General features: G+C 42.6%; 22 protein-coding genes. 18 read left to right on the top strand and 4 right to left on the bottom strand.

Annotated features, from left to right (window positions below):
• Positions 1-62: 62 nt before the first annotated feature.
• Positions 63-527: a MaoC family dehydratase gene (locus HOP08_04190; protein ID NOT74105.1), complete on the bottom strand. Its 465-nt coding sequence runs from the start codon at positions 525-527 to the stop codon at positions 63-65.
• Between the two features lie 216 nt (positions 528-743).
• Here HOP08_04190 and HOP08_04185 point away from each other — a divergent pair, with 216 nt between their 5' ends.
• Positions 744-1,616: a sulfurtransferase gene (locus tag HOP08_04185; GenBank protein ID NOT74104.1), complete on the top strand. Its 873-nt coding sequence runs from the start codon at positions 744-746 to the stop codon at positions 1,614-1,616.
• Between the two features lie 236 nt (positions 1,617-1,852).
• Here the strand turns inward: HOP08_04185 and HOP08_04180 are convergent, their stop codons facing one another.
• Entirely contained in the window at positions 1,853-4,222 is a 2,370-nt protein-coding gene (locus HOP08_04180) for an FtsX-like permease family protein (GenBank protein ID NOT74103.1), read from the bottom strand.
• 389 nt (positions 4,223-4,611) lie between these two features.
• Here HOP08_04180 and mraZ point away from each other — a divergent pair, with 389 nt between their 5' ends.
• The 15 genes from mraZ to HOP08_04105 all read left to right on the top strand — a co-directional run bounded on the left by mraZ (position 4,612) and on the right by HOP08_04105 (position 21,795).
• Positions 4,612-5,055: a division/cell wall cluster transcriptional repressor MraZ gene (mraZ, locus tag HOP08_04175; protein NOT74102.1), complete on the top strand. Its 444-nt coding sequence runs from the start codon at positions 4,612-4,614 to the stop codon at positions 5,053-5,055.
• A 6-nt stretch (positions 5,056-5,061) separates the two neighbouring features.
• A complete protein-coding gene (rsmH, locus tag HOP08_04170; GenBank protein ID NOT74101.1) occupies positions 5,062-5,970 on the top strand; it encodes a 16S rRNA (cytosine(1402)-N(4))-methyltransferase RsmH in 909 nt (302 codons plus the stop codon).
• 99 nt (positions 5,971-6,069) lie between these two features.
• Complete coding sequence (locus HOP08_04165; GenBank protein ID NOT74100.1) at positions 6,070-6,393, top strand: hypothetical protein; 324 nt, start codon at positions 6,070-6,072, stop codon at positions 6,391-6,393.
• Entirely contained in the window at positions 6,383-8,473 is a 2,091-nt protein-coding gene (locus HOP08_04160; GenBank protein NOT74099.1) for a transpeptidase family protein, read from the top strand. The genes HOP08_04165 and HOP08_04160 overlap by 11 nt, the downstream gene beginning before the upstream one ends.
• Positions 8,473-9,936 (top strand): UDP-N-acetylmuramoyl-L-alanyl-D-glutamate--2,6-diaminopimelate ligase, encoded by a 1,464-nt coding sequence (locus tag HOP08_04155; GenBank protein ID NOT74098.1) that lies wholly within the window; start codon positions 8,473-8,475, stop codon positions 9,934-9,936. The genes HOP08_04160 and HOP08_04155 overlap by 1 nt, the downstream gene beginning before the upstream one ends.
• Positions 9,936-11,153, top strand: coding sequence for a phospho-N-acetylmuramoyl-pentapeptide-transferase (locus tag HOP08_04150; GenBank protein ID NOT74097.1), 1,218 nt, complete (start codon positions 9,936-9,938; stop codon positions 11,151-11,153). The genes HOP08_04155 and HOP08_04150 overlap by 1 nt, the downstream gene beginning before the upstream one ends.
• An 11-nt stretch (positions 11,154-11,164) precedes the next feature.
• Positions 11,165-12,529: a UDP-N-acetylmuramoyl-L-alanine--D-glutamate ligase gene (gene murD, locus HOP08_04145; GenBank protein NOT74096.1), complete on the top strand. Its 1,365-nt coding sequence runs from the start codon at positions 11,165-11,167 to the stop codon at positions 12,527-12,529.
• A 17-nt stretch (positions 12,530-12,546) separates the two neighbouring features.
• Positions 12,547-13,725: an FtsW/RodA/SpoVE family cell cycle protein gene (locus tag HOP08_04140; GenBank protein NOT74095.1), complete on the top strand. Its 1,179-nt coding sequence runs from the start codon at positions 12,547-12,549 to the stop codon at positions 13,723-13,725.
• Positions 13,722-14,831: an undecaprenyldiphospho-muramoylpentapeptide beta-N-acetylglucosaminyltransferase gene (murG, locus tag HOP08_04135; protein NOT74094.1), complete on the top strand. Its 1,110-nt coding sequence runs from the start codon at positions 13,722-13,724 to the stop codon at positions 14,829-14,831. The genes HOP08_04140 and murG overlap by 4 nt, the downstream gene beginning before the upstream one ends.
• Positions 14,828-16,216 (top strand): UDP-N-acetylmuramate--L-alanine ligase, encoded by a 1,389-nt coding sequence (locus tag HOP08_04130; GenBank protein NOT74093.1) that lies wholly within the window; start codon positions 14,828-14,830, stop codon positions 16,214-16,216. The genes murG and HOP08_04130 overlap by 4 nt, the downstream gene beginning before the upstream one ends.
• The gene (locus HOP08_04125; GenBank protein ID NOT74092.1) at positions 16,206-16,970 is read left to right on the top strand and encodes a cell division protein FtsQ; all 765 of its coding nucleotides are present in this window, start codon (positions 16,206-16,208) and stop codon (positions 16,968-16,970) included. The genes HOP08_04130 and HOP08_04125 overlap by 11 nt, the downstream gene beginning before the upstream one ends.
• A 69-nt stretch (positions 16,971-17,039) precedes the next feature.
• Complete coding sequence (gene ftsA / locus HOP08_04120; GenBank protein NOT74091.1) at positions 17,040-18,350, top strand: cell division protein FtsA; 1,311 nt, start codon at positions 17,040-17,042, stop codon at positions 18,348-18,350.
• A gap of 57 nt (positions 18,351-18,407) precedes the next feature.
• Positions 18,408-20,105, top strand: coding sequence for a cell division protein FtsZ (gene ftsZ, locus HOP08_04115; GenBank protein NOT74090.1), 1,698 nt, complete (start codon positions 18,408-18,410; stop codon positions 20,103-20,105).
• A gap of 346 nt (positions 20,106-20,451) precedes the next feature.
• Entirely contained in the window at positions 20,452-21,468 is a 1,017-nt protein-coding gene (locus HOP08_04110) for an alpha/beta hydrolase (protein ID NOT74089.1), read from the top strand.
• Positions 21,469-21,795: a hypothetical protein gene (locus HOP08_04105; protein ID NOT74088.1), complete on the top strand. Its 327-nt coding sequence runs from the start codon at positions 21,469-21,471 to the stop codon at positions 21,793-21,795.
• A gap of 7 nt (positions 21,796-21,802) precedes the next feature.
• Here HOP08_04105 and kdsB read toward each other — a convergent pair whose 3' ends face one another.
• Together kdsB and HOP08_04095 are read right to left on the bottom strand one after the other, a co-directional pair.
• Positions 21,803-22,564 (bottom strand): 3-deoxy-manno-octulosonate cytidylyltransferase, encoded by a 762-nt coding sequence (kdsB, locus tag HOP08_04100; GenBank protein NOT74087.1) that lies wholly within the window; start codon positions 22,562-22,564, stop codon positions 21,803-21,805.
• A gap of 19 nt (positions 22,565-22,583) precedes the next feature.
• Positions 22,584-23,906, bottom strand: a complete 1,323-nt coding sequence (locus tag HOP08_04095; GenBank protein ID NOT74086.1) for a nodulation protein NfeD — start codon at positions 23,904-23,906, stop codon at positions 22,584-22,586.
• Positions 23,907-24,000: 94 nt separating this feature from the next.
• Here HOP08_04095 and HOP08_04090 point away from each other — a divergent pair, with 94 nt between their 5' ends.
• Together HOP08_04090 and HOP08_04085 are read left to right on the top strand one after the other, a co-directional pair.
• Entirely contained in the window at positions 24,001-24,981 is a 981-nt protein-coding gene (locus tag HOP08_04090; GenBank protein NOT74085.1) for a LysM peptidoglycan-binding domain-containing protein, read from the top strand.
• A 5-nt stretch (positions 24,982-24,986) separates the two neighbouring features.
• Positions 24,987-26,093 carry an OmpA family protein gene (locus HOP08_04085; GenBank protein NOT74084.1) on the top strand — a complete coding sequence of 369 codons (1,107 nt, stop codon included), beginning with the start codon at positions 24,987-24,989 and terminating at the stop codon, positions 26,091-26,093.
• The last annotated feature ends 10 nt before the right edge of the window (positions 26,094-26,103 follow it).

Here is a 26,103-nt window from a genome sequence, read left to right as displayed (position 1 = left end):
CTGGATTAACGGGAATTTTAGCCAGTGATGATTAGCACTGACGTTGAATAGAAAAGATTGCTCTAATTGAAGTGATACAGAAATACCAGTAATCCCTTGAACGCAGCTTTTGGATTATCCTTGATTTCCAGCGTAACATCCACTTCAAATTTTGTGATGCCTTTAAGGTTGGCGATAGAATGTAACTTGGCACGAAGGCGAACCTCACTGTTGACCATTACAGGTTGATTGAACTTTAACTTTTCAATTCCATAATTGATCATCATTTTGATATTATGAAACTCCGTTATCTGATTCCACAGATGAGGAATGAGGGAGAGTGTCAGATATCCATGAGCGATTGTTGTCTTGAAGTCAGTTTCAACAGCAGCCCTTTTTGGATCTACATGTATCCATTGATGATCGAGAGTGGCGTCTGCAAATAAATTGATTTGCTCCTGTGTAATCTTAATGTATTCGGAAACTCCAAGTTCTTTGCCAGTGTGCTGTTCAAATTCAGCATGGCTTTTAATGACAAGCTTATTCATTCAGGAAATACGGGTGGTTATGCCTATCCAAGATAGGAAATATATTGCTTAAAGCTCCAGCGTGCCTAATGCCCATTTCTACCACTCATCCCTGCGTGGAGAGATGCTCCTCCCATTTTAGGGGATATTTGGTTAGAAGTGTTAATGTTCTGTAAATATCACAACCTGAGGCAATCTTTTCCGAATAAGTCATTATCCTTAAACAAAAACACTTCTATGAAAGCAATGCTTACACTCCTTTGCCTGATGGCGGCAGCAACGATGAGTTATGCCCAGGATCAACCAATTCTTGTAACACCGCAATGGCTTAAAGATCATCAGAAAGATGCTGACCTTGTTTTAGTGCAAGTGTCCTTTCTGAAATACGATTATGACTTTGAACATATTGAAGGCGCAAGATATTTATGGCCTGCCTGGTTGGCTCCTGATTCTCCTTATGGAAGTTTTAATGCACCGGATCCTGAAAAAGCATCTCAGGTTTTAGGTGACCTCGGAGTATCAAATAATTCACATGTAGTTCTATATTTTACCCGTAATGATGTAAGCGTCACTTCAAGAATGTTTCTCACACTCGAAAACCTTGGGCTGCGCGGCAAAGTATCTTTGCTGAATGGAGGATTGGAAGCGTGGAAGAGGGAAGGGTTTACGTTGACCAAAGAACAACCTATTGTAAAGAAGGGAAAATTTAAAGTTCAGAAAGGAAACATTCTGGTTGACAAGGATTATGTCTTAAAAGATCTTAATACAGGCTCAGGAATTATTGTTGACGCAAGAATGAAACGTTTTTATGATGGTGAACCAACTGGTAATCCCCGTGATGGTCATATTACTGGTGCACTGAATATTCCATATTCCGAAATGGTCGATGCAACGAATGTATTTAAGCCGTCAGATCAATTACAATCCTATTTTACACCGGTCTCTACCGATAAAAGCAAAGAGATGGTAGCATATTGCTTTATCGGACAAACCGCCAGCGTCGTTTATCTTGCGGGCCGTATTCTTGGTTATGATATGAAAGTCTATGATGGTTCCATGCAGGAATGGAGCAGGATTGAAACATTGCCGATGGAGACCACAAAAAAGTAGGCAAAGCTTAAAAATTTTCATGCATCATTAAACCTTTTGACAGATCAGTACTCTAAATGATCGTAAACAATACGATTATGAGAACGACTAGAATCACATCAGAGCTGAGTGTTCCGATGGTGAAAGCAATCTTTATCCTGATTTGTCTATCGATGTTTGTGAAGATGATGATAAATTAGTTTGAGGATTTGAAAGGTGTTCCGGAATCGAAACACTGATTCAAATCCTCAAATTACTTATTCGCTTCTCAGGGATTTCACTGGATTAGCCTGAGCTGCTCTGAATGCCTGTGTCGATACAATGATCAGTGCAAAGACCAGAGATATTAATCCGGTCAATGGAAATACCCACCACGCGATCTGAATTCTGTAGGTATATCTTTCAAGGAAAGTATTTAGCAGCCACCAGGCAAGTGGTGCCGAAAGAGCAAAAGCTATCAAGACAAGTTTTGAAAAATCTTTGGATATCAATGCCACCAGTCCCGAAACAGAGGCGCCCATTACTTTTCTAATACCAATTTCTTTGTTACGCTGCTCAGCTGTGAAGGCGGCAAGTCCGAACAGACCAAGACCTGTAATGATAATTGCAAGCGTAGCGAACAGACTCGCCAGGGAACTGATCATACTGATGGATGTGAATTTTTTCTGAAACTCCAAATCAGCAAATGAGTAGATGAACGGATATTCAGAATTATATTTCTTAAATACGTCTTCAACTTTTGCTACCGAACCTGCAAGATTATTTGTTTTTTCAAGCTTTATGGTCACCGCGTTGATCCATCCAGGCTGCAGGATCATAAACATGGGGTTGACAGGTTTGGAAGGATCTCCCATCAAAACATTATCCACCACACCAATAAGTTGTCTTTTCTTGCCCCAGAGATCAAGCATGGTTCCGAGAGGCTCTTTCAGGTCCATCAGGTCAAGGCCCGCTTTATTAATAATAATGGCCATTGAGTCACTCTTGAAATCCTCAGAGAAATCACGCCCCATAATTAGTTTGATTCCCATTGTCTTCACATAGTCATATTCACAGGCAATGGTTGTAAAAATTACTTTACGGTCTTCCGCTTTGCCAGGCCATCCTAAAAAGTTATTTGAAAAGATTTCAGTGATCGGACTGTTGGAACGTGTTACGGCATTGACTCCACCGGAACTCAGTAATTCATCTTTGATTACTTTGTAATTCTTTGCGATCCCATCATTATAATCAACCGTTATAAGATTTTCCTGGCTATATCCAATATCTCTGGCTTTTACATGTTGAATTTGCTGGTAGATGATGATGGTTCCGATAATCAATAAAATAGAGAATCCGAATTGCAGGGTGACAAGAATTTTCCGCGGCAGACTGGCGCTTTTTCCTACCTGTATTTTGCCTTTCAAAACTTTTACTGGTTGGAATGATGAAAGATAGAATGCCGGGTAGCTTCCTGAAATAATTCCTGTAAAAAATACAAGTGAAAGTGTGAAGAGCCAGAACTGTGCTGATGTGTAATCAATAAACAGTTTTTTCTGAACGAGATCATTATAAAAAGGAAGCGCCAGTTCTGTTAACAGCACGGAGATGCCAAATGCAACTATCGCGATGAATAGAGATTCACCCATAAACTGAAGAATGATCTCAATTCGTTTGGATCCCACACTTTTTCTGATCCCCACTTCACGGGCTCTGCGTTCTGACCGGGCGGTCGCGAGATTCATGAAATTGATACATGCAATTACCAAAACAAAGATTGCGATGACGGTAAACATTTGCACGTATTCAATCTGGCCTCCATTGATTTTCCCTTCTTCAAATTTTGAGTGAAGTCTCCACTTCGTAAGGGGATGAAGAAATAATTCCCTTCTGAAATCGGGTGAACCATGCTTGACAATCACTTCTTTTATAGATGCATTGACAGCTTTTTCGTTGGATGGGTCGTTCAGCTCCATAAAAATCTGGAAGGAATTATTGTCCCAGTCAGTTGTATTGCGCTTTACCCAATCCCTTTGTTCATTCAGTTTCCACGGCAGCAGGCAGTCAAACTGAAAAGTTGAATTCTTGGGGACGTCTTTAAAAATGCCCACTACTTTCTGTTGTGATTCATTGTCTACCAGGATGATCTGATTAAGTGGATCTTCATCTCCAAATAATATTTTCGCAAGTGATTCTGAAATCACAATGTTGCCGGGTTCCGTCAGGACTTTGTCCGCACTTCCTTTGATCATTGGAAATTCAAACATTGTGAGAAACTCCTCACTTGCGTAGAATCCTCGTTTTGTGATCCTTTTATCAAGCTCTTTGATAGTGAGAAGGTGATCGGCTCCCCAGTCGGTGACTGCTGTATTTTTTATGTTGCTGTCAACAGATTTCAAGGCCTCGTATGTTGGGAGTGGCAAAGAAGTCCACGAGTTTATCTTGCCATCGAAGGCAGCATTGATCCAGACCTGGTAAAGCCTGTTCGACTTGGGATGGAATTTATCATATGCCAGCTCGTCAAAAACCCAGAGGAGGATGAGCAAACTGCAAGTAATTCCAATAGAGAGACCTGAAATGTTGATGAATGAATAGGTTTTATTCTTCATCAGGTTGCGCAGCGTGACAAGGATGTAATTTTTAAGCATAATGAGGAATGGATAATAAGAGCAATACTGCCTAATTCAGGAAAGGTTTCAGCTTCCCTGAGTGATTTCCGGACGTTTTTGATTTTGACACTATATAATAATAGAGTGGATAAGGAGAGAAATGGTTGCTTTTGGAAGTCATCCGCAACTCCCACTTGAGCCCATTTTTATCTATTTCCTCCTGTTTGTGGTCTAATTCATTCTAAAAAGCCGTGTTTTTCTAAGCAATCCCAATGACGTTGGCCTGTTATGACCTTTGTTTTTGGTGCCGAAACGGCATTTTTATTTGGAATCTTAAATATTTAGAGGAATTTGTGGGCCAAAGTGGTGTAAAGTGGTAGGAAATTACATAAGTTTGCTTAGGAGAAAAAGGCAACCACTACACGTCTATGACTTTCTTCACTAGCGAATACGAGAGTAAACTTGATGCCAAGGGCAGATTAGTTCTGCCTGCGCGGATCAAATCCCAGCTTCCCGAAGGGGAAAGCCAGGAATTGGTCATCCGCAGGGGCTTCGAGCCATGCCTCATCGTGTATCCGATGGTGGAGTTTAAAAAGGTCTTCTCAAAAATTTCAGGTCTCAATGAGTTCAACGAAGAGTACCGCAAACTTCAGCGGAACTTTTTGTCAGGGGTAGTAACAGTTGAGCTGGACAGCAATGGCCGGTTTCTGATACCCAAGAACATGCTAACCTACGCGCAGGTTGAAAAAGATGCGATGTTGGTGGGCACGGGGAACAAGGTTGAAATCTGGAATCCTACAATCTATGAGAAGCACTTGATCCAGGACCCAGGTGAGTTGTCAAAGCTGGCAGAGAAATATTTGAATGAGTAATTGACTATGGCCTCTTCGTATCACAGGCCCGTCATGCTCACTGAATGTATCGATGCACTGCAAATCAATCCGGAAGGCATCTATGTAGATGTCACATTCGGTGGTGGTGGGCATAGCTTAAAGATTCTTGAGCAACTAAAAGGTGGTCGGTTAATAGCATTCGACCAGGATGACGATGCCAGGAAGCAATCTGAAAATATTCAGAGTCGTTCTTTCACATTTTGTCAGGCAAACTTCAAATACCTGAAACAGTATCTGAAGTTGAATGAAGTGACCCAGGTAGATGGAATATTAGCTGACCTAGGAATTTCTTCTCACCAGATTGATTCTCCCGAAAGAGGATTCTCAACCCGGTTTGATGGACCCATGGATATGAGGATGGATAAAAAATCCACACTCACGGCAGCAAAACTTCTTAATGAATACCCGGTAGAGCAGCTTCATAAGATCCTGGGAATGTATGGTGAAGTAAAAAACGCCAAAACATTAGCCCAGGCTATCGAACAGCAGCGAAGCATGAAAAAATTTGCAACGAATGCAGATCTCATACAGTTGCTGAAGTCGATGGCCCCGAGAGGTAAAGAATTCAAATACTACGCGCAGGTTTTTCAGGCTTTGCGAATAGAGGTGAATCAGGAAATGGAAGCATTGGACAGTTTTTTAAAACAATGCGGTGATGTGATTCACAAAGGCGGCAGAATGGTAGTGATGAGCTATCACTCTTTGGAAGACAGGATGGTGAAGAATTATATCAACACCGGAAAAGTGTACGGGGAGCTTGAGAAAGATTTTTATGGAAACCCGATTAAACCTTTTCAGGCGATAACACGAAAGCCGATAGAGGCATCGGAAGAAGAAGTAGCAGAGAATAACAGAGCGCGGAGCGCAAAATTGAGAATAGCGGAAAAAATATAACGGATTGCACGGATGGAAAACAAATTCAGAATAGGAGGACCCGAACGCACAAATGAAGCGCGTGTCAAGCCTGTTGCTCCGGGCACTCCAGGTACAGGGATTTTTTCAGGTATTGAACGTCGATTGAAGCTTGAAACTTATTTTGAAGAAGGCTTCCCCGTTCAGTACCTGCCCAAAATTATGTTCGTCATGGTGATTGGATTACTCTATATCGGTAATACACATTATGCTGAAAAGACTGTAAGAAGAATTGATGCGGCACAATCGGAAGTAGAAGATCTGAGAGCGGACTACACAACGTTGAAGTCTGACCTCATGTTTGCCAGCAAACAAAGTGAAGTAGCAAGAAAAGTAAAGGTGATTGGCTTAAGAGAAAGCCTTAATCCTCCAACAAAAGTAGAAGTAGAAGAAGGTGAATATTAAGAAATCCATATTAATCCGTGTTCGCATTGCCTTCCTGGCGGTGGTCGTCTTTGCTATCTCTGTAGCAGCGAAAGTGGGGCATATTCAATTCGTTGAGGGAGAAAAGTGGACTAAGATCGGCAACGAAATTTCCTTTGATTATAAGAAGATCAAGGCAACGCGTGGAAATATCTATTCCGATAACGGAAGCTTATTGGCTACTTCATTGCCTTTCTATAAGGTGGCGATGGACCCAACCCTTGTTAAGGATGATATCTTTAAAAGAGACATCGATTCATTATGCTATTTCCTATCACGCTACTACAAGGATCGTTCGGAAACAGATTATAAGAGAATGTTCCGTGATGCTCGCGAGACTGGAAAGCGATATGTGGTTGTTAATCGCAAGCAGATCAACTATCAGGCGAAAAAGGAAATGACTTCCTGGCCAATCTTCCGTGAAGGACGATTGAGAGGAGGAGTACTCTTTGAAAAAATGGATGTGCGCTACAGGCCATTCACTAACCTGAGTCGTCGAACCATAGGTTTTGTCAATGAAAATGGAAAAGGTGCAGGTCTTGAATACAGCTTCGAGGATGCGCTTGGTGGTCAGGATGGGGAAGCTTTATTTCAGAAGATCGCAGGAGACACATGGAAACCTGTATTTGATGCCGATAATATTAAGGCGATTGATGGGTTGGATATTCAAACTACAATAGATATCAATCTGCAGGATGTTGCCGAAACCTCTTTGTATAAAGCTATGCTTTCGCACAATGCAGATCAGGGTACCGTAGTAGTAATGGAAGTAAAGACCGGACATATAAAAGCAATATCAAATCTCAGCGCTAACGGTCAGGGTGGCTATCAGGAGGAATTCAATCACGCGGTAGGTGGCTCACTTGAGCCAGGATCAACATTCAAGCTGGTAACCATGATGGCTTTGCTGGAAGATACCAACATCGATCTTACTGATACAATCAATACCGGTAGTGGAGAGTATAAATTCTATAAGAATATTGTTCGCGACCATAAGGAAGGTGGTTATGGAAGAATAACGATCAAAACGGCTTTTGAAAAATCCTCCAACATTGCAATGGCAAAGTTGCTGGACAAACACTTTGGAACCAAGCCGGCGAAATTCATAGAGTATGTGGATGAGCTGAAACTTTCCAAGCCGCTCGGATTGCAAATTTCTGGAGAAGCTTATCCAAAGATCACCCGGCCAAAGGATAAGAACTGGAGTGGCATAACACTTCCATGGATGGCCTATGGTTATGGTTTTGAAGTTTCTCCTCTGCATACTCTGACATTATACAATGCCGTTGCTAATGATGGAAAAATGATCAAACCTATTTTCGTCACATCTATCAGCCAGGCAGATGAAGTAAAGAAGGAATTTGAAACAGAAACACTCAATTCAAAAATATGCTCCAATAAGACCTTGAATCAGCTTCGCCTTTTGCTGGAAGGTGTTGTGGATCATGGAACTGCAACAAATCTTAAGAACTCATATTATCGCATTGCCGGCAAAACAGGTACTGCGCAGATTTTAAAAGATGGTCACTACGAAAAGAAATACATCACTTCATTTGTTGGATACTTTCCTGCTCACGATCCCAAGTACTCAGCTATCGTGCTGATCAAGAATCCAAAAGGAATTTTTCAGTATGGAAATGATGTAGCGGGTCCCGTCTTCAAAGAGATCGCTGACAATATCTATTCACGCGATCTGCAGTTGCACCTTGCCATGGAAAAGAAAGTGACCTTGCCGGAAGGCGTATTCCCTACAATACGTGCAGGCAAGCAGGATGAACTTACTATGCTTTGCAATGAACTCGGTGTTTCAAATCATTCCAATACGGACGAAGAATGGATCAAAGCTGTGAAGACAGGCAGTTCAGTAGCATGGAAGAAAAACACTGTAATAAAAGACCATGTGCCGGATGTGCAGGGAATGACATTGCGTGATGCAATTTATTTATTGGAAAAGACTGGCCTTCGTGTGGTACATGAAGGAAAAGGCAGAGTGTCAGAGCAATCTCTTTCACCCGGCATGAAGATTTCAAAAGGATCAAGAATTTATATACGGTTGAGCTAATGGCCGAGCTGAGAGACATATTATATAACGTTCGCATCACCTCGACAATAGGTGATATGAATATTGACATAAAGGGCGTTGCCTTTGACTCAAGAAAAGTCAAGGCTGGTTATGTATTTGTAGCCAGCAAAGGAACCCAATCAGATGGTCATAGCTTTATTGAGAAGGCAATTTCTGACGGAGCTATCGCGATTGTCTGTGAAGTTTTACCGGAAAGCATTTTTGAAAGCGTGAGTTATGTTACTGTAAAAAACAGTGCGCAATCTCTTGGAATCATTTGCAGTAACTTCTATGGCAATCCCTCCAAAAAATTAAAACTGGTAGGTGTTACTGGTACAAATGGCAAGACAACGGTAGCAACTCTCTTATATAAACTGTTCGGGTCACTCGGATATAGATGTGGATTGTTGTCAACCGTTGAGAATCGTCTTATTGACAAAGTTGTTGTTGCGACGCATACTACACCTGATCCAATTCAGATCAATGAGCTTTTGGTTGAAATGCTTGCTGCTGGCTGTACCCATTGCTTTATGGAAGTAAGTTCTCACGCCGTTGATCAGGGAAGAGTTCAGGGGCTTTACTTCACAGGTGCGTTGTTTACCAATATTACTCATGATCACCTGGATTATCACCGGACTTTTGAAAGTTACATCCGCGCCAAAAAAGGCTTGTTTGATGGATTGACTTCTGATGCGTTTGCACTCGTGAACATCGACGACAAACGTGGTATGGTCATGCTTCAGAATTGCAAAGCCCGAAAGAACACCTACAGTTTGCAAAAGCTGGCGGACTTCAAGGGAAAAATTATTACCAATTCTATTGAAGGCCTGGAGCTCGAGATCGATAACCGCAATGTTTGGTTCAAATTGATTGGGGATTTTAATGCTTATAATCTTTTAGCGGTTTATGGTGCGGCTGTCCTGCTGGAAAAAGATCCTGAGGAAGTACTCCTGAAGCTTTCATCAATGACCGGAGCGGTGGGTCGATTTGAACTTGTACAACCTGGATCAAAATTCACGGCAATCGTTGATTATGCTCATACACCGGATGCATTGAAGAATGTCTTGGAAACAATATCACACTTCCGCTCCGGTCAGGAGCAAGTGATTGCGATTGTGGGATGTGGAGGGAATCGTGATAAGACCAAGCGTCCGTTGATGGCAGCAATTGCTTGCAAATATTCAGACAAAGTAATTTTTACTTCGGATAATCCACGCGATGAAGATCCCATGGAGATCATTCGTGAAATGCAAAAAGGAGTTGGGCCGACGGAAGCAAAGAAGACGCTGGTGATGGTGGATCGTGAAGAAGCCATCAAAACAGCATGCATGCTTGCGAAAGAAAAGGATATCATTTTGATCGCCGGCAAGGGTCATGAAACTTATCAGGAAATAAAAGGAGTTAAGAATCCATTTGATGACAGGGAAGTTGTTAGCAGGATGTTAAAAATGTTTGCCAACTGATGCTGTACTATTTATTTGACTATATCGACAAGCATTTTAATCTACCGGGGGCGGGAGTGTTTCAATACATCTCATTCCGTGCTGGTGCTGCTGCGGTATTGTCGTTATTGATCACCATCACCTTTGGTAAAAAACTGATTGATTTTTTAAGAAAGAAGCAGGTTGGTGAAAGCATCCGTGATCTGGGACTGGAAGGTCAGATCCAAAAGAAAGGAACTCCAACCATGGGTGGTATTATTATCATTGCGGCCATTCTTATTCCTACTCTTTTATTGGCAAAGTTGGATAACGTTTACATCGTCCTATTAATTACAGCAACGATTGGACTGGGATTGATAGGGTTTCTCGATGACTACATAAAAGTATTTAAGAAAAACAAGGAAGGCCTTGCGGGAAGATTTAAGATCGTAGGTCAGGTGATCATCGGATTGATCGTGGGATTGACGCTTTATTTTAATGACAGCGTTGTGATTCGCGAGAAGCCAGTAGCTCCGGCTTCCGGCATCATTCTGTCCTCTGATGGTGATTTCAAGTCCAAGGAAGTAAAGTCCACTAAAACCACAGTTCCATTTTTAAAGAACAATGAATTTGATTACCACAGCATTACACCATGGCTGGATCAGAATTACACATGGATCATGTATGTCTTAGTGGTGGTTGTGATTATTACCGCAGTTTCCAACGGAGCAAATATGACGGATGGAATCGACGGACTTGCCGCAGGTACTTCCGCTATCATAGGCCTAACACTGGCAATTTTTGCCTACCTGTCAGGCCGCGTTGACTTTAGTTCCTATTTGAACATCATGTACATTCCAAACCTTGGAGAGCTGGTGATTTTTTGCACCGCCTTTGTTGGCGCGTGTCTCGGCTTTCTCTGGTATAATGCTTATCCCGCACAGGTATTCATGGGAGACACCGGCAGTCTTACATTAGGAGGAATTATTGCGGTTGTAGCGCTGGCGGTTCGCAAAGAACTTATGATTCCAATCCTTTGCGGAATTTTTTTGGTAGAAAATCTTTCCGTGATCTTACAAGTATCTTATTTCAGATACACGAAGAAGAAATACGGCGAAGGCAGAAGGATCTTCCTGATGTCTCCAATCCACCATCATTATCAGAAGAAGAATATTCACGAATCCAAGATTGTAACACGATTCTGGATCGTAGGAATATTGCTGGCGATTTTCTGTTTGGCAACATTGAAACTTAGATGATCTAAAAGTATATGGCAGAAAGAGTAGTCATACTGGGAGGAGGCGAAAGTGGCACGGGTGCAGCGTTGTTGGCGAAAGCCAAGGGCTTCGACGTGTTCGTCTCTGATCAGGGCCAGTTAAAAGATAAATACCGGAACGAACTCGTTCAGGCAGGAATTGAATTTGAAGAAGGAAAGCACAGTGAAGAGAAAATTCTGAATGCCAATCTGGTAATTAAAAGCCCTGGCATTCCTGAAAAAACTGAAATTGTTAAGAAAGTGAAATCAAAGAAGATAGCCATCATCGATGAGCTTGAATTTGCATTTCGCTATCTCAAGGGAAAAGTGATAGCGATCACTGGAACCAATGGCAAGACCACTACGACGCTGATGATCTATCATCTCCTGAAGAATGCAGATAAGAAAGTTGCATTGGCTGGAAATGTAGGAGAGAGCCTTGCTCGCAAAATAGCGACAGAAGAGTTTGACTGGTATGTAGTAGAAGTAAGCAGCTACCAGCTTGACGGCATTCAAACATTCAGACCACACATTGGTATTCTTCTAAATATCACGCCGGATCACCTCGATCGCTACGACAAGAAGATGATCAATTATGTCAACAGCAAGTTCAGACTTGTCAAGAATATGACATCAAAAGATTACTTCGTGTATTTCGTTGATGATACGGTTGCCGGAGTAGAAGCGAAACAACGCTCCACCGAAGCATACAGGGTTGAAATATCACTGGATCACGAGGCAATTACTTCTGCTCATTACGACGGTAAGAAAATGATCTTTCAGTTTGGGAAGAAATCATTCAAGATTGCTCAGGCAGATACCACTTTGAAAGGAACTCATAACCTTGTCAACACGATGGCAGCAGTTTGTGCAGCCCACCTGGCAAAGGTTCCTGATACCAAGATCCGTGAAGGATTGAAGACATTCAAGAACGCACCTCACAGACTTGAAACTGTTGCAACCATCAACGGAGTAGAATTTGTCAATGATTCAAAGGCTACCAACGTCGATTCAGTGATCTACGCTTTAGGAAGCTATCAGCAGCCTCTGGTTTGGATCGCTGGTGGAATCGACAAGGGTAATGATTACAATATCATCAAGGCAGAAGTTGAAAAGAAAGTAAAGACCCTTATCTGTCTTGGTAAGGATAACGAGAAATTGAAAAAATTCTTTGGTAAGGTGGTTCCAAAAATACTGGAAACACAGAGCGTAAGTGAATTGGTACACCTAGCATTGCAATCAGCAGAAAAAGGTGATGTGGTGTTGCTCTCTCCGGCGTGCGCGAGCTTCGATTTGTTTAACAACTACGAAGATCGCGGCGATCAGTTCAGAGCTGAAGTATTGAAGTTGAAGGCGGAAGTTGAAAAAGTAAAAGCATAGTCTTAAAGTACGAGGCGATGAAGAAAATTAAAGAGTGGTCTGACAAAAATCTGCAAGGTGATCCGGTGATATGGGCTGCCGTGCTGGCATTGTCGATGGTAAGTATTCTGGTAGTGTATAGCTCTATTGGAACACTTGCATATAAGCGATCTGCAAGTCCTGAAATGTTGCTGATCAAGCATACGTTCACCGTGTTTCTAGGTCTTGCAGCCATCTGGATAGCCCATAAGATTGATTATAGATATTATTCGAAAATCTCACGCCTTGCACTTTGGATAAGCGTTCCATTGCTGCTTTACACATTCAAGTTTGGAACCGTGATCAACGACTCACCACGATGGATCACCCTTCCTCTTGTTGGATCGTTTCAGCCGTCAGATTTTGCAAGTCTTGCCCTCATCATCAATCTTGCCAGCATGCTTTCAAAAAAGCAGCAGAACATCGATGATATCAAGGAAGCACTGATACCTATGTTGATATGGTGTGGTGTGATTTGCGGACTGATTGCTTTAACAAACGTTTCAACCGCTGTCCTTCTTTTTGCAACCTGTATGCTGGTCATGTTCATCGGCCGGGTCTCTGTCAAGTATCTGGCGATGCTTGTACTGGTCGGAATATTAGCTGGATCCGCGGCCTTAATGCTCGGGGTCCGTGCTCAAACTGCCAAGAACAGAATTATAAATTTTGTAGAAGGTAAAGAACTTCCTTTCCAGGCAAAGCATGGACGTATCGCAGTAGCGACGGGTGGTGTGTTTGGTAAAGGTCCAGGTAACAGTGATCAAAGAAATATCCTTCCTCATCCATATTCAGATTTTGTTTACGCCATCGTAATTGAAGAATACGGTATGGTTGGAGGTGTAGTCGTATTATGTCTCTACCTCATACTTCTTCATCGTGGAATGAAAGCCGCATATAACTCGGAGCGCGCTTTCGGCGGATTACTTTCGGCGGGACTCAGCTTCGATCTGGTGTGTCAGGCCATGGTAAACATGGGTGTTGTAGTAGGACTCGGGCCGATTACTGGTCAGCCGTTGCCATTGGTCAGTATGGGAGGAACAGCAATGGTTTTCACAGGACTTTCTGTTGGAATTATTTTAAGTGTAAGTCGTGGTGAACAGGAAGAGAACTGGGGACAAGATGCTGTAAGTGTTGAAGGTAAAGAAGGCAAAGACAGTAAAGTAGCAAAAGCAGCGTGATCAATAAGCAACCATATCGGGTGATCATTAGTGGCGGCGGCACCGGAGGACATGTGTATCCTGCGATCGCCATTGCTAATACATTTCGTGAGCATCATCCCGATGCGGAAATTCTTTTTGTTGGTGCTGAAGGTAAAATGGAAATGGTACGTGTTCCGGAAGCCGGTTATAAGATCATCGGATTATGGATCAGCGGTATTAAAAGGAGTCTTTCATTTTCGAATCTTCTCTTTCCTTTCAAGCTCATCTTTAGCTACTGGAAAGCAAGAAGTATCGTGAGAGAATTCAAACCTGACGTTGCCATTGGAACTGGTGGTTATGCAAGTGGGCCTATGATGATGGCAGCAACACATTTCAAAGTACCCACGGTTCTTCAGGAGCAGAATTCCCATGCAGGACTTACCAATAAGAAACTTGCAGACAAGGCGAAAAGAATTTGCGTAGCTTATCCAGGCATGGAGAAATACTTTCCAGGATCCAAGGTTCAGATGACCGGTAATCCTGTGAGAAAAGATATTATCAATCTTGAGAGCAAGAGAGATCAGGCATTGAATCATTTTGGATTTAATTCCAATGCAAGAACACTTCTCATACTCGGTGGAAGCGGCGGAGCCAGAACTATAAATGAGAGCATTCTTGCAGGCCTTGATCAATTGATCGCTTCCAATGTTCAGGTGATCTGGCAAACTGGCAAAGTTTATTACGAGACGATGAAGGCTCAGGTAGGGGATAAGGATTTAAGAAGTATAAGGATCTATGATTTCTTAAAAGAGATGGATCTCGCTTATGCTGCTGCGAATGTAGTAGTGTCCAGAGCTGGTGCTTTGTCTATATCAGAATTGTGTCTTGCGAAGAAGCCATCGGTATTGGTGCCGTCTCCTAATGTGGCAGATGATCATCAGACAAAAAATGCAATGGCACTTGTGAATGAAAATGCAGCCATCCTCATCACAGATATCAAGGCAAAGGCAGAGTTAGTGCAGAGTGCCATCAAACTTTTACATGATCAGAAATCCTGTGAGGAGTTAAGTGAAAATATTGCGCGACTGGGTAAACCTCAGGCCGCTGAAGAAATAGTTACGGAAATCGAAAAATTGTTAGTGTGAAGTTTAGCGACTACGATAGTATTTATTTTCTGGGAATCGGTGGGATTGGTATGAGCGCTTTGGCTCGCTGGTTCCGTCGCAAGGGACTTCGTGTTGCCGGTTATGATCGCACTCCTACACCATTAACTCATGAGTTGATGGAGGAAGGAATGGAACTTCATTTTGAAGACAAGGTAGAATTCATTCCAGGATATCTGTCTAAGGAAAAGACCCTTGTAATTTTTACTCCGGCAATTCCCAAAGATCATGTTGAGCATCAGTATCTCAAGGATCAGGGCTTTACTATTCTGAAAAGATCTGAAGTGCTGGGTTTGATATCCAAAGATTATAAAACGATCGCAGTGGCGGGTACACATGGTAAGACTACTACTTCTTCCATGGTGGCACACATCCTGAAAGAAGCCGGTAAGGACATGGTAGCGTTCCTGGGTGGAATTACTGCCAATTATGATTCTAACCTAATCATGCACGGTGAAGTAAATAAGAATACTATCGTCGTTGCGGAAGCGGATGAATTTGATCGTTCATTCCTGCGCTTGTTCCCTGATGTAGCAGTAGTGACCTCAGCAGATCCTGATCATCTTGATATCTATGGAGATCATGCAAGCATGCTTATCTCTTTCGGTGATTTTATCAAGCAGATCAATGAGAACGGTACACTGGTAATTCATCAATCCATTGAATCTTTATCGAAGTCGAATTCAAAAATTTCAAAGAAGACATATAGCATTGATCAGGGAGATTTTTTTGCCAGCAATCTCACCACCACAGGTGGCTTTTTTACTTTCGATCTTCATGGTAAAGACATGAAGATTGAAAAAATTCAGCTCGGTATCCCTGGTTTTCATAACGTAGAAAATGCAATCGCTGCAAGCATTGCTGTAAAGCAGGTCGGTGTAAGTGATCAGGTGATCAAGGGCGCCCTTGCATCTTTCAAAGGTGTGAAACGTCGCTTTGAGTATGTTTTCAGAAGCAAGAAGTGTGTATTCATAGATGACTATGCTCACCATCCAACAGAGATCGAAGCATTTCTGAAATCACTGAAAGCACTCTATCCTGAAAAGAAGATTACCGTGATCTTCCAGCCTCATTTATATACACGCACCAGGGATTTCGCTGATGGATTTGCAAAAAGCCTCAGCCTTGCAGACACACTATTGATGATGGACATCTATCCGGCGCGCGAGCTTCCTATCCCGGGAGTAACATCGGATATGATTTTTAAGGATGTTACCAGTGGAGTAAAGATTCGCACAAGCAAGAAAGATCTGCTGGCAAAGCTTGAGTCATTGGACTGTGAAGTAATTGCAACGGTAGGAGCTGGAGATATTGACACTTTCGTGAAACCTATTAGAGAGATGCTGACAAAGAAATATGAAGCTTAACCTTAACATACGGAAAGAGATCAGGATCGCGGCAGCGCTTATTGCTTTGTCGTTTCTTATAGCTTTCAGCGAGCGTAAGCAAGGCGGAGCTTTGTGTAAGGACATTGTTGTGGAGATAGAAAATATCAACGACAACCATTTTCTTGATGAGGCAGATATTCTTCGCCTGGTGGAAGCCAGTGGACAGACTTTAAAAGGAACGAGCATAAGCAGAATTGATCTCAAGGCAATTGAGAAAAAACTGAAATATGACAAGCACGTAAAGGAGGCAGAACTTTATGGAGATCTCAAAGGAAATCTGATCGTCAATGTGGAATTAAGAAGGCCGATCGCCCGCATTGTTCAGGAAGATGCACCTGATGCATACATATCTGAAGAAGGTATTGTGATGAGTATTTCAGAGAAGTTTACTTCAAGGGTGGTAATTATCAGCGGCAGGTTCGTAAAGCAGCTCCTTGAAAAAGGCGACCTCATGAAATTTGAAGAAGGAAAGAAGCTGATGGAAATGCTTGATTTCATTCGTGAAGATAAATTCTGGAATGCGCAGATAGCACAGATGGACATTAACAGCAAGGAAGATATCACCATCTATCCACAGATAACAGGTCAGCTGGTTGAATTTGGATCACCTGATAACTATGAATTCAAATTCAAAAAGCTGATGGTATTCTATAAGGAGATTCTTCCTCAAAAGGGATGGACAAAATACGAAAGAGTGAATTTAAAGTATGAAGGACAGGTTATCGCAGAATAAGAACAAGTAGATTTTTTAATAAGCAATATATTTTTTAAACAGACAACACAACCACTAATACAAAGAACCATGGAAAACGAAAAAATAGTAGTCGGATTAGACATTGGGACTACGAAAATTTGCGTGATCGTAGGCCGTAAGAATGAGTACGGAAAGCTCGAAGTTCTCGGCATGGGCAAAGCCGAATCAGAAGGTGTCATCAAAGGCATCGTGACTAACATTGATAAAACTGTTTTTGCCATTGAGAAGGCGGTGAAAGAAGCCAGTGACATGTCCGGTATTGATATCGGTGTTGTCAACGTTGGCATTGCTGGACAGCACATCCGCAGTACCATTCATCATGGCAGCATCACCCGTACTTCCAACGACGATGAGATCAGCATCGAAGACGTCAGTCGCCTGACAGAAGATATGTATCGCATTGTAATTCCTCCTGGCAGCGAGATCATACACGTTATGCCTCAGGATTATACTGTCGACTATGAAGAAGGAATAAAGGATCCGGTGGGTATGAGCGGTGTAAAGCTGGAGGCCGACTTCCATATTATCACTGCACAAACCAGTGCGATTAATAATATCAATAAATGTGTGCGCAGAGCTGGTCTTGAAATTGAAGACTTGATCCTGGAGCCTTTGGCATCTAGCCTCGCCGTGCTGAGTGATGAAGAAAAAGAAGCAGGTGTTTGCCTCATCGACATCGGTGGTGGAACTACAGATGTTGCTATTTTCTATGACAACATCATCCGTCATACATCTGTCATTCCTTTTGGAGGAAATATTCTTACCAATGATATCCAGACTGGTTTGTCAGTGATGGCAAAACAGGCGGAGCAGCTGAAGACAAAGTTCGGCAAGGCTATCGCGGAAGAAGCAAGTCCAAATGAAATCGTTTCAATTCCTGGAATCCGTAATCGTGCGGCGAAAGAAATTTCTGTAAAGAATCTTTCTAACATCATTCAGGCAAGAATGGAAGAGATCGTAGAGATGGTTCATACTGAGATCATCAGCTGCGGATTTGAAAATAGATTGGCTGGCGGAATTGTAATCACGGGTGGAGGTTCTCAGTTGAATAGCCTGAAACACCTGGTGGAGTACATGACCGGAATGGATACGCGTGTGGGTTATCCCAACGAGCATCTCGGCAAGAGCAAGCTGGAAGCTGTAAAGAGTCCAATGTATGCTACTGCTGTAGGACTTGTATTGTCTGGTTTCCGTTCGCTGGATGAACGTGATGAGCGTTACCGCGAAGCGAAAGAAAACAAGACAGTTGTCAAGGTGAAGAAAGAGAAAGTGAAGCCTGCTTCAGATTTCTTTACCAGCATCCTGAATAAGACAAAGGGATTATTGATTGATGACCTTGATGGAAAAAACGAATACTGATCGCTGATCAAAATGAACAGCATCAAAAAAATAACAACCACTAAATAATAAATTGTCATGTTTCAAACCGGAGCAACCTACAAATTTGATTTGCCGAGGCACCACAAGTCGATCATCAAAGTGATCGGTGTTGGAGGTGGCGGCAGCAACGCGGTCAACCACATGTACCGGCTCGGCATCAAGGATGTTGAGTTTATCGTGTGTAATACCGACTTACAGGCACTGAATACCAGTCCTGTTCCAACAAAATTACAAATCGGAACCAGCCTCACAGAAGGTCTTGGATGCGGTGCGAACCCTGAAGTGGGTCGTGCTGCTGCGATGGAAAGCAAAGAGCAGATCCGTGAGATCCTCACAGGAACCAAAATGGTGTTCATCACCGCTGGTATGGGTGGAGGAACAGGCACAGGTGCTGCTCCGGTCATCGCTAAAATTGCGAAAGAGATGGATATCCTCACCGTTGGTATTGTTACCATGCCATTCGGTTTTGAAGGAAGAAAAAAAATAGCTCAGGCTCAGGCAGGTCTCGATGCAATGCGTACCAGCTGTGATACAGTCCTCGCCATCCTTAATGATCAATTGCGCCAGATGTTTGGAAATCTTTCCATCAGCCAGGCGTTTGGTGAAGCCGATGGTGTGTTGACAACAGCTGCCAAAGGCATTGCTGAAATCATCACCCTGGCAGGATATGTTAACGTTGACTTCCAGGATGTACGCACAGTCATGCTGAATGCAGGTGCCGCCGTTATGGGATCATCAGAAACAAGCGGTGAGAATCGCGCCCTTCGCGCAGCAGAGCAAGCCCTTGCTTCTCCTTTGCTGGATAACAAGGATATCATGGGGGCGAAGAGAATTTTGCTTTCCATCATTTCCGGCGAAGAAGCTGAATTGCAAATGGATGAACTGAGCCAGATCACTGAATATATTCAGGATCAATCAGGTCAGGAATGCGAAGTGATCTTTGGTCATGGAGTTGATCCTGACCTCGGAGATCGCATACGCGTAACGGTAATTGCTACCGGGTTTGCCGGTGAGGGAAAAGCGTTAGTGAAGAAAGTAGCAGAGAAGAAAGTTCTTGATCTTGAGAAGAGCAACTCTATTGCAGCCGAGTTCGCTGACAACTCTGTGAATGAGCGCTATGACGAGATGGAACTGAAGATCGCCGACGAAATGATCTTTACCGAACCCATCAAGGAAGAGTCATATTTCGATTTTGATGAGCCGGTTGTTAACAAGGAACCAGAAATTCCGGTAACGAAAAAGAAAGACGAAAAGCCAGCGTATAAAAAATCCGAAGAGAAGCCTTCCAAAAAGGAAGACACTCCACTGGAAGAACGCAGCTATACATTAAGCCTGTTCGACAATGAAGAGGTAAATGCAAGCAAATTCGATGATGGAGATGATGAGGAAGATGATATCAGCAAATTCCGTGGTGATGACGATGAGTTTGAAATCGGTAAAGAGGTTTCAGCAGATCAGGTTATCAATGAAGATGGTATGATGGATGTGCGCAAAACAAAGCAGCGTCTTGAACAACAAGCGAAAGAACGCCGCGAAAAGCTGAAGGCAGCAAAGAAGCCTGAGATGAGTAAAGATGAGTTCAATGAGAAATGGACATCACCTGCATATCTGAGAAGAGGCGTGAAGATGGAAAATGTACCTCACTCTTCTGAGCGCTTTATTTCAAAGTATAATCTGAACGACGACAATAATTTGTTGGGTAACAACAAGTTCTTGCATGACAACGTCGATTAAATAGTTATCCGTTGCGGGTTGAAATGTCAATCCGCAACAAAGAAATAGTATTCCGGAGTGACTGGTTATTTACTCCATTCGTAGTGGTTGTTGGTTGTAAATATTTTTTTGCCGACTCCGGGGTACTTTCTTTTTGATCAGGTTTAAATTAACGGGAACAATATTTTTTTACCGTCCTGATCGAATGTTTTTTTAAACTTGAAAAGCCGGACACTATGGTCCGGCTTTTTTATGTCTGAGAAATCCAGATATGAATAAACCCTAAACAGAATTTCTATAAAGGGAAGCATTGTTCATGCTTTAAACTTTCATCTATTACTGTTATCTTTAATAAAACTCACTCTCAATGTCCCGTAAACTAGTCTTTATCACTTTCCCCATCCTGTTGATCATTGGTGTGTATTTCATGGGACCTGAGCCTGATCAGCCAGCATATGATCCTGCTATGCCTCCCATTCCAAATGACATCGCGCAGCTGGTTCCGTATGTTGCCATGCAGGAGTTTGAGCATAAGATCAAGCCGGATAACGAGGCGAGAATTGTATGGGCAGATTCTTCCATGAAGCAGACTGAATTCAGCGTCGTGTACTTGCACGGTTTTTCTGCAAGTCAGGCAGAAGGAGACCCTATTCACAAACAGTTTGCAAAGACCTTTGGCTGCAACTTGTATCTGGCACGAATGGCTGATCATGGTATTGATACTACCGAACAGCTTTTATATTTCACTCCCGACCGCTGGTGGAAAAGCAGTAAGGAAGCTCTTGCAATCGGAAAGATGCTGGGGGATAAGGTAATTGTTATGGGAACATCAACAGGTGCAACGATGGGGTTGATCCTGGCAGCAGAGTATCCACAGGATGTTTTCGCATTGATCAATATGTCTCCCAATATTGCAATCAATGATCCGGCAGCTTTTATTTCAAATAATCCATGGGGCTTGCAATTGGCACGAATGGTGAAGAAGGGAAACTATAATGTACCCGGTGTCAAACCAGGTGTTGATGTCGCTTTGAATAATCAATATTGGAATGACAAGTACAGACTTGAAGCCGTTTGTCAGCTTGAGGAATTGCTTGAAACCAAAATGACGAAATCAACTTTTGAGAAGATCAAACAGCCTGTCTTAAACTTATACTATTACAAAAATGAACAGGAGCAGGATCAGACGGTGAAAGTCAGTGCCATTCTGGAAATGCATAGTCAATTGAGTACCCCTGAATCGGATAAGGTTGCTGTGCCGGTTCCAAATGCAGGAGCACATGTTTTGGGATCGTACATTGTTTCAGGCGACCTTGAAACCGTAGCCAGCGAGGCTAAGAAATTTGCAATAGAAAAATTGAAAATGAAACCTGTTGGACAATAGATGAGCAAGTCGAAATATGTATTGTTGTTTGGATTGATTTTCCTGGGCTGCTCTTCAGAGAATGAGAAGATAATATTTATCGAGATCAATCCGAAGACGGTTATCATCGACAAGGTCCAGGTGGATCACGATGCATTTGAAAGTGCTATCAGTAAGATTGTAGATCAGAAATTAGCTGATGGCTTTAAGCGAAACGAACTGATCATAGACTTAAGCGTCCATGAAGAAGTAAAAAGAAGTCTGGCGGATGACATTGAGGGCAAGCTCAAGAATCTTAATTTCGAAAAGATCCACTACACGCTGATTCATAAGGTCCACCCTTATTAAAAGCCTGCTATTTCAGAGAGACGTTTCTTTTTTTCATCAGCGCAATTGCCTTTTCGAGATCTTCAGGTGTATCAATGCACAATCCTTCTTCTGCATCCGTCTCTACAGTTTTAATCCGGAAGCCATTTTCAATCCATCGGAGTTGCTCCAGTGATTCGGCTTTTTCCAAAGCTGATACCGATAATTGTGTTATCTGCTTAAGAATATCATGACGGTAAGCATACAATCCAACATGACGATAGAACTGGGCATGATCCAGCCAATCCTTGTGTTCTAACTTTTGCACAAAAGGAATAGGCGACCTACTGAAATACATAGCCTCCTTCTTGTTGTTTAAAACAACTTTCGCCTCGTTGGGAGACAGTAGTTGCTCAAGAGTTATGATCTTTTGAATAAGCGTTGCTAACTCCGTTGAGCTGTCCAATGAACCGCACAGCAAATCAATTTGTCTTGGATCTACAAATGGCTCGTCACCCTGAACATTTACAACAAAATCAAACTGAGCTGGGTTGAGCTTCATTGCTTCAAAGCAACGATCGGTTCCGGAAGGATGCTGGTCGGATGTCATCACGACATTGCCTCCAAACCCTATTACATGGTCATAGATTTTCGGATGATCCGTTGCTACAACGACCTCACTCAACAGCTTAGATTTTTTACACTGAAGATAAACCCGATGTACCATTGATTTCCCCAACAGATCGGCCAACGGCTTTCCTGGAAAACGAGAAGAAGCAAATCGGGCAGGAATTACACCAAGTATTTTCATAAATGAGGATGGGCTCAGCTTAAATTTTTTTAACTCTTAAAGTAGAACTTTCGATTCCTGTTACTTCTATCGCGTCGCCCTTTTCAATATACTCTCCACGACTATTGGCATCATACAATTTCTCTTCTATCATCACTTTTCCGCTGGAGCGAAGGACCGTAAAAGCAACCCCCGTTTTTCCAATCATCGGTTCTTCAATAAAATTTGCGGTATAGCCTTCCTGTGTTTGAATGGATGCCATACGCTGAAAGGCCTTCGTTTTTGTAAGAGAAGCACCACCGAAGAACAAGGCTATCATCCCGCCAAAAATTCCTCCCAGCGTGACAAACATGGCTACTACAATATCCCCAAGCGGAACATAATCAAAATTGAAGAACTCATTATTGAGCATGATCAGTACCAGTGAAACCACCGTGAGACCAATTCCCAGAATTCCGGCAACGCCAAACCCTGGTATGACAAATATTTCAAGGACGATCAATGTAAGTCCGGCAAAAAGAGCGAGGATCTCCCAGTACTCTGCCAATCCATTTAAGTAGTATGGAACAAGATATAATGTCAATGCAATGATAGCGGCAAATAAAGGGAATCCGATTCCGGGTGATTGCATTTCAAAATAGATTCCGCCAATGATGATGAGGATCAGTAATCCGCTAATGAAAGGATTCAATGCGAATGAGATGATCTTTTCAGTGGCTCCCAGTTCATAGCGTTCGATGGTATAATTTTTTACTTTGTTCTTAGCGAGGATTTCTTCTATGGACTGAACCTTGCCTTCACAATAGCCATGTTCAATTGCTTCCAAAGTTGTGAACGTAATAACTTTACCTGCCTGCTTTACACTGTCGATTACAATCTTCTCATCAACCATTCCTTCTGCGATGCGTGGATCCCGGCCGTTCTCTTCAGCCGTCGCTCTCATGATGGATCGCATGTATGATTGATACTTGTCGGGTGCTGCCCCACCATCAGAACCGTTAACAACCGTGGCGGCACCAATGCTCGCACCCGGAGACATGTATATGCTGTCACATGCAATGGAAATCAATGCTCCTGCAGAAGCAGCATCAGAGTTAACATATACCCAGATTGGTTTTTTAAAATCCATGATAAGATCAACGATCTCTTTGGCATCAGTTAAAGCGCCTCCATACGTATCCATGTCGATAATAACATAGTCCGCTTTGATTTTCTCAGCATTTTCCAGCGATAGTTTTACATATCGAAGCATACGGGGATCAATCTCAGCCTTGATGTCCATAACCATCACTTTAGTCTTTTCCTGAGCTTGAAGGCAGGAAAAAGAGCAGATCAGCAGGATTAATGTTAGGAAAACCTTCATAGACGGAATTTTTGTAAAAATACTAAGTAATTCGACGTATTTAGGTTGCACTATGCACGATTGAAGTGGTAATTTTCGTTGGAATTAAAATCATATGTTTCAGATCATCCTATTTACCCTGGCGACCTCATTTTCTGCTGATGCAGATTCACTTCGCACAGAAATGATTAATGGAAAGCCTTTTGTAATTCACCAGGTAGGAGAGAAAGAGACGCTTTATAGTATTTCACGACGTTATGGCTCAACGATTCTTGCAGTGCTTGAGCATAATCCAACGGCGGATGCAGGACTGGAGGTCGGACAGATTTTAAAAGTTCCTTACACCCCTAAAACAAAATCGCATCCCACCGTACAAACAGCCGACGGACTCATTCATAAGGTCGCTGCCAAAGAGACTCTTTTTTCAATCGCGCGATTGTATAACGTATCGGTTGATGATATCAAACTATGGAATAACCTTCAGGAAAATTCTTTAGCGTTGGGCCAGGACATTATCATTAAAAGAAAGCCCGCTATTGAAGTTGTTAAGGAAGTAGCTCCCGTTCTTCCTTCCGGTGCCAGGACCCATACCGTGCTTGCCAAAGAAACTTTGTTCTCAATTTCACGCGCTTATGGAATGACCGTTCAGCAATTAAAAGACTGGAATGGAATTCAGGACAATGAATTGAAAGTAGGACAGGTGCTTTCAGTCACAGCGCCCACTACCACTACCTCAACGGTTGTCACAAATACTAACCCAGTGGTCACTACCACTACCGTTGTTCCTAAAACGACTTCACCTGTTACGGTATCTGAAAGTTTAGTCGGCACAGATGAGATCAGGGAAATCGGAATGGCCGACCTTATTACAGGATCGGAAGGAAATCGTAAGTACCTGGCACAGCATCCAACCGTAAAACCCGGAACGATATTAAAGATCAGGAATGTGCTTACGAATCAGGAGGTCTTTGTGAGAGTGACAGGACCTATACCTGCTCCTGATGGTACCACGATCATTCGGATTTCCAAATCTGCACACGACAGGCTCGGTGCCCTTGATCCACGATTCAAGGCAGAGATCACTTATTACAAATAGACTTAATGAAAGTCGGCTTAGTATTCATAGTCGCGATTGTTTGCTGTGGATTCTCCTCTGCTCAGAATCTTGTCATGAATCCAAGCTTCGAGGATTATTATCGATGCCCTAATAATTTCAGTACCGTCAGTAAGGAATTTGTTTTACCTGGATGGAGATCTGCTACTTCTGGTACCCCTGATTATTATCATCAATGCAGTTGGGGAGATTGTGATGTGCCTTTCAACTGGGCCGGTGAATCCAATGCTCATGGCGGCTTTGCATATACGGGCATCTACGTTTGGAGCCGCCCCACAAATAAACCCAGAAGCTATCGCGAATATCTTCAGGGCGAATTAAAAGAGCCATTGAAAAAAGACAAACGCTACCGTCTTGAATTTTTCTTTAAGCTCGCTTCCTATTCTGTATATAGTGTTGACCGCATTGGAATGCTGCTAACAGAAGAGCCAGTCGAGGATAAGGGGGATCAGGTCATCGCACAAAAACCAACACTTTCTGTCATCAAGAATGAACCTTTTACCAAGATGGGATGGGAGAGTGCTTCCATGGAATACACGGCAAAAGGTGGTGAACGTTATCTTCTTATTGGTAATTTTTTCGATAACCTCACCACTCAGTTCACCGCCCTGGAAACACGAAAAGGGAAAAGTCCGATGCTTTCAGGAAGTGCTTATGTTTATGTCGACGATGTTTCTGTTGTTCCCCTCGACCCGGAGCCTGAAGTCATCACAACACCTATTGTTTGGATCGATGGGCAGGAAGTAAAACCGGAAGAAAGCTATATCCTGAAGAACATTCACTTTGAATTTGATAAATATGTTCTGCTGCCCGTTTCATTTCCTGAACTTGACAAACTCGTAAAGATCATGGAGGCTAAACCTGATTGGAAAGCTGAGCTGAATGGTCATACAGATGATATTGGGAGTGAAGATTATAATCTCTTTCTTTCTAAAAACCGCGCACAAAGCGTTGTTGACTATTTAAAATCCAAGGGGATCCTTTCCGATCGTTTGGTTGTTCATGGATATGGAAAGCAGCGACCCCTCGTAGAGTCAAAGGATGACTCTGCGCGAATGCTCAACAGAAGAGTAGAAGTCCGCTTCTTAAAATAATTATCGTCCA

The organism is Cyclobacteriaceae bacterium (assembly GCA_013141055.1).
In the GTDB taxonomy this organism is placed as follows: Bacteria; Bacteroidota; Bacteroidia; order Cytophagales; family Cyclobacteriaceae; genus ELB16-189.
The sequence above is the reverse complement of the archived record's forward strand: the minus strand, read 5'-3'. Positions and strand labels throughout refer to the sequence as shown.